Raw genomic sequence first — 3,949 nt, forward strand, 5'->3', positions numbered from 1 at the left:
GATGCAAATGCTCGTGCCAACAATGTTGGTGGCGAAGTAATTTGCACTGTATTCTAAGGAGGACTGGGAATGTCTCGTATTGGTAAAAAACCGGTCGAGCTGCCCGCAGGTGTAACTGCATCTGTATCTGGTCAGACCGTAGAAGTAAAAGGCCCGAAAGGCACACGTTCCTTCCATGCGACGGACGATGTCACCATCACAGTTGCAGACAACCAAATCGTTGTGACGCCGCGCGGTAAATCAAAACGCGCACGTCAACAGTGGGGCATGAGCCGCTCAATGGTTGAAAACTGTGTTACTGGTGTCAGCCAAGGCTTTAAGAAAGATCTAGAAATCGTTGGTGTTGGTTATCGTGCCGCTGTCCAAGGGAATGTTTTGAAGCTGAACCTAGGATATTCACACGATGTAAACTTTGACATCCCTGCAGATGTTACTGTGAATTCACCAAAACAAACCGAAATCACTGTCGAAGGCATTGACGCACAACGCGTTGGCCAAGTTGCGGCGAATATTCGCGAGTGGCGTAGCCCAGAGCCCTATAAAGGCAAAGGTATCCGTTACAAAGGCGAATATATCTTCCGCAAAGAAGGCAAGAAAAAGTAAGGACGCAAAAGATGGCAAACAGCAAAAGACAACTGTTCTTGAAGCGTCGCTTGCGCGTACGGAACAAACTTCGCAAAGTGAACGCAGGACGTGTACGTCTGTCCGTTCACCGCAGCAACAAAAACATCAGCTGCCAGCTGATCGACGACGTAAACGGTGTAACATTGGCGGCAGCGTCGTCACTGGAAAAGGCACTGGGCGTTGTTGGCAAGAACAACATCGAAGCTTCAACTAAGGTTGGTGCGGCGCTTGCAGAACGTGCCAAAGCAGCTGGTGTTGAAGAGTGCTACTTTGATCGTGGCGGTTTCCTCTTTCACGGTGGTGTCAAGGCTCTGGCCGACGCCGCACGTGAAGGCGGTCTGAAGTTCTAAGGAGACGATATTATGGCAAAAGAACCCAAACAACGTCGCGAAGACGCGGCACCCGAGTTCGCCGATCGTCTTGTTGCGATCAACCGTGTGTCGAAAACTGTTAAAGGTGGTAAGCGTTTTGGCTTTGCCGCATTGGTAGTTGTCGGCGATCAAAAAGGCCGCGTCGGTTTCGGTAAAGGTAAAGCGAAAGAAGTACCTGAAGCGATCCGCAAAGCGACCGAGCAAGCAAAGCGCAACATGATCCGCGTTCCATTGCGTGAAGGTCGTACGCTTCACCACGATATCGAAGGCCGTCACGGCGCCGGTAAAGTCGTGATGCGTACAGCACCAACAGGTACTGGTATCATCGCGGGTGGTCCAATGCGCGCGGTTTTCGAAATGCTTGGCATTCAAGACGTGGTTGCAAAATCAATCGGCTCACAAAACCCTTACAACATGATCCGTGCTACTTTGGACGGTCTGCAAAAGGAAATGAGCCCACGTATGGTTGCTCAGCGTCGTGGCAAAAAAGTTGGTGACATCCTTCGTTCAAAAGACGAAGCACCTGCTGCCGAAGCTGCAGAAGCATAAGGAGACGAACACATGGCAAAAACCATCGTTGTAAAACAAATCGGCTCCCCAATCCGTCGTCCCGACGTTCAACGTCGCACACTGATTGGTCTAGGCCTGAACAAGATGCATAAGACACGCGAATTGGAAGATACACCTTCGATCCGCGGTATGGTCGCGAAAATCCCGCACCTTGTCGAAATCATCGAAGAGCGTGATTAATACCTGGGTATTATCAATGAAATTAAGCCCCGCATATTGCGGGGCTTTTTTTTGATGTCGTTTGTAATACGTTGTGCTATGACCTAATGGTCAATATCAATACTTTTGTTTTGGTGCTATACTAGCCTCATGAGTATTGAATTTGGGCGTAGGTTGGGTTTTCAGCGCGATAAAAGTAAAATATAGTCTAAAAATAATAATTATTTATGCTGTGATTCTGGTTAGTGGACATAACCGATGGTTGATATTTTCGTATATTCATTTGCTTCGGTTATTTGCGTGGCGTTTCTTATTCTTTTTACAAAGCCGTTGCATATCCATTTGACCGCAAAGGGGCATAATTCCTCTGCGCCGCAACGATCACATACTGCGCCTACGCCGCGTATTGGTGGTTTGACACTTGTTATCGGATATGGCGTCGGCATGTCGTTCCTATCACCGGATGTGTTTGAGATGGCTTTGATTTTAGGCGTTTCAACAATCCCTGTGTTTGGGCGGCTTAGGCGAAGACACTGGGTTTGACGTAAGCCCAATTCGCAGATTGCTTTTATCATTTGTATCAGCTGCAATGGCTGCGGTTCTTTTCAATACGTGGATCACAGATACTGGGTTAAATGCATTGTGGTTTTTAACCTATGGACCAGTTATATCTTTGATATTTAAAATTATTTAATCAGGTGGCATCGCGCATGCTGTCAATCTGATCGATGGTCTGATCGGATTGGCGATGGGCATTACAATGTTGATCGCTGGTGGCCTTGGTTGGTTAGCTTACAGCGTTCGATTTATAGCAGCCAACAAAGTATTCTAAATACCAAGCAGTCGCAATTGCTCAGTCAAATTCAGCTATACCAAGTTTTAGGTGGCGGGGTGAGTCGCGATGTGCCGCTCGAAACACCCATAGAAAAACATACAAATTTCAGCACCAAGTTGTCACAGGTTGCCAATAATGCCCAGCAAAAAATTACTGATGTAGCCCATCAGCCTGCCCAAGTGACTACTAAAACGACCTCAACAACGACCACTACAACCACCGTCCAACCCTAATACATTAGAGCTCACGCCTTCTTAGATTAGGTATAAGCTGTTATAGTAAAAAAACCACATCACTGTGGGTTTTTTACTATAAATGGCTGTTTTAAAACGCATAACTGGCGATGCCATGCGCGATGAGTTTTCCTTCATCATTGACCAACATCATCCGCGTGGTGCAGCCTTTGCGTCCCATACGAATTACTTCGGCTGTGACCATAAACTCATGACCGCGCCCAGGAGCTAGATAATCAACACGCAAATCAACGGTTGCCATGCGTTTGATTTTTTTGGTCTGCTCTTCAAACGTGCCTTGATCACGACGATAGATTTCAAGCATCCCTTCGAGCCCGCCTATGGTATCTAATAACGTCGCCGTCATACCGCCATGCAAAATCTCAAAATTTGGATTGCCGATGAGGGCGGGATTGGATTTGACCTTACCATATACTTTGCCTGCTTCATAATGATAGGTAGTAAAGGTATGCGCCACAAATGGGCTTTGGGACATGATGTTGGCGAGCTGCTGCCCTAGCACATCAATACTAGGTTTGCTGATAGCTTGATGCTCACTGTCTTCATTGAGCTGCAGTTGCGACTCGTTTGCCAAATCAGAATGCTCGTCATTTTCTTTAGACATTGTGTCAGTCATATTAGTGCTGTCAGTCGATGACTGAGCGGCTAATTGATTGGCATTTACAGGGTTTAAACTCACGGCGCCCTCCATGCGTAAGTAGATTGTGGTAAGATAGCTTTTTAAAAAATTATCATTCTAGCAAATTTTGCTTATTTATCCTTATACAATTTCTGCGTTACTTGATAACGTTACTTGATAATATATAAGTGTCACTCGATAACAAGAGGTTTTTATGAGTTATATTTTTAACCGTTCATTCCCCAATACTCGCTTACGTCGCCTACGTTACAACGATAATATCCGCGCCATGGTACAAGAAACCAGCATTGAACCCAAGCATCTGATTGCGCCCGTGTTTGTCATTGAGGGTAAACAGCAGCGCCAAGCCGTGGTAAGCATGCCAGGGGTTGAGCGTTTGAGCGTGGACTTGCTAATCGAGTATGCCAAGCAACTACTCAGTCTAGGCGTCACCACCATTGATTTATTCCCTGTCATTAGCCCAAGCCTCAAATCGCTACAGGCTGAACACGCCTAT

At 46.5% G+C, this 3,949-nt stretch carries 7 protein-coding genes and 1 pseudogene; 7 read left to right on the forward strand and 1 reads right to left on the reverse strand.

Annotated elements, in window-relative coordinates:
- Window positions 1-69: 69 nt before the first annotated feature.
- The 6 genes from rplF to AC1QQ2_RS13675 all read left to right on the forward strand — a co-directional run bounded on the left by rplF (window position 70) and on the right by AC1QQ2_RS13675 (window position 2,792).
- Window positions 70-603, forward strand: coding sequence for a 50S ribosomal protein L6 (rplF, locus tag AC1QQ2_RS13650; protein WP_479713536.1), 534 nt, complete (start codon window positions 70-72; stop codon window positions 601-603).
- Window positions 604-614: 11 nt separating this feature from the next.
- On the forward strand, window positions 615-974 hold the full coding sequence (rplR, locus tag AC1QQ2_RS13655; protein WP_479713537.1) for a 50S ribosomal protein L18: 360 nt from the start codon (window positions 615-617) through the stop codon (window positions 972-974).
- Window positions 975-986: 12 nt separating this feature from the next.
- Window positions 987-1,544 (forward strand): 30S ribosomal protein S5, encoded by a 558-nt coding sequence (gene rpsE / locus AC1QQ2_RS13660; RefSeq protein WP_479713538.1) that lies wholly within the window; start codon window positions 987-989, stop codon window positions 1,542-1,544.
- Window positions 1,545-1,556: 12 nt separating this feature from the next.
- Window positions 1,557-1,745, forward strand: a complete 189-nt coding sequence (rpmD, locus tag AC1QQ2_RS13665) for a 50S ribosomal protein L30 (RefSeq protein WP_479713539.1) — start codon at window positions 1,557-1,559, stop codon at window positions 1,743-1,745.
- 237 nt (window positions 1,746-1,982) lie between these two features.
- Window positions 1,983-2,267, forward strand: a complete 285-nt coding sequence (locus AC1QQ2_RS13670) for a hypothetical protein (protein WP_479713540.1) — start codon at window positions 1,983-1,985, stop codon at window positions 2,265-2,267.
- Window positions 2,268-2,507: 240 nt separating this feature from the next.
- Window positions 2,508-2,792, forward strand: a complete 285-nt coding sequence (locus tag AC1QQ2_RS13675; RefSeq protein WP_479713541.1) for a hypothetical protein — start codon at window positions 2,508-2,510, stop codon at window positions 2,790-2,792.
- Between the two features lie 91 nt (window positions 2,793-2,883).
- Here the strand turns inward: AC1QQ2_RS13675 and AC1QQ2_RS13680 are convergent, their stop codons facing one another.
- Window positions 2,884-3,492 carry a thioesterase family protein gene (locus AC1QQ2_RS13680; protein WP_479713542.1) on the reverse strand — a complete coding sequence of 203 codons (609 nt, stop codon included), beginning with the start codon at window positions 3,490-3,492 and terminating at the stop codon, window positions 2,884-2,886.
- Window positions 3,493-3,646: 154 nt separating this feature from the next.
- Between AC1QQ2_RS13680 and AC1QQ2_RS13685 the strand changes: the two are divergent.
- Window positions 3,647-3,949, forward strand: a pseudogene (locus tag AC1QQ2_RS13685) (porphobilinogen synthase); the annotation flags it as partial.

It is taken from the genome of Aestuarium sp., assembly GCF_023253315.1.
GTDB classification, from domain to species: Bacteria; Pseudomonadota; Alphaproteobacteria; order Rhodobacterales; family Rhodobacteraceae; genus Marivivens; species Marivivens donghaensis.

Excerpts from the sequence above, each read along its gene's own strand:
- rplF (WP_479713536.1), top strand. The coding sequence starts at position 70 with ATGTCTCGTATTGGTAAAAAACCGGTCGAGCTGCCCGCAGGTGTAACT.
- rplR (WP_479713537.1), top strand. The coding sequence starts at position 615 with ATGGCAAACAGCAAAAGACAACTGTTCTTGAAGCGTCGCTTGCGCGTA.
- rpsE (WP_479713538.1), top strand. The coding sequence starts at position 987 with ATGGCAAAAGAACCCAAACAACGTCGCGAAGACGCGGCACCCGAGTTC.
- rpmD (WP_479713539.1), top strand. The coding sequence starts at position 1,557 with ATGGCAAAAACCATCGTTGTAAAACAAATCGGCTCCCCAATCCGTCGT.
- AC1QQ2_RS13670 (WP_479713540.1), top strand. The coding sequence starts at position 1,983 with ATGGTTGATATTTTCGTATATTCATTTGCTTCGGTTATTTGCGTGGCG.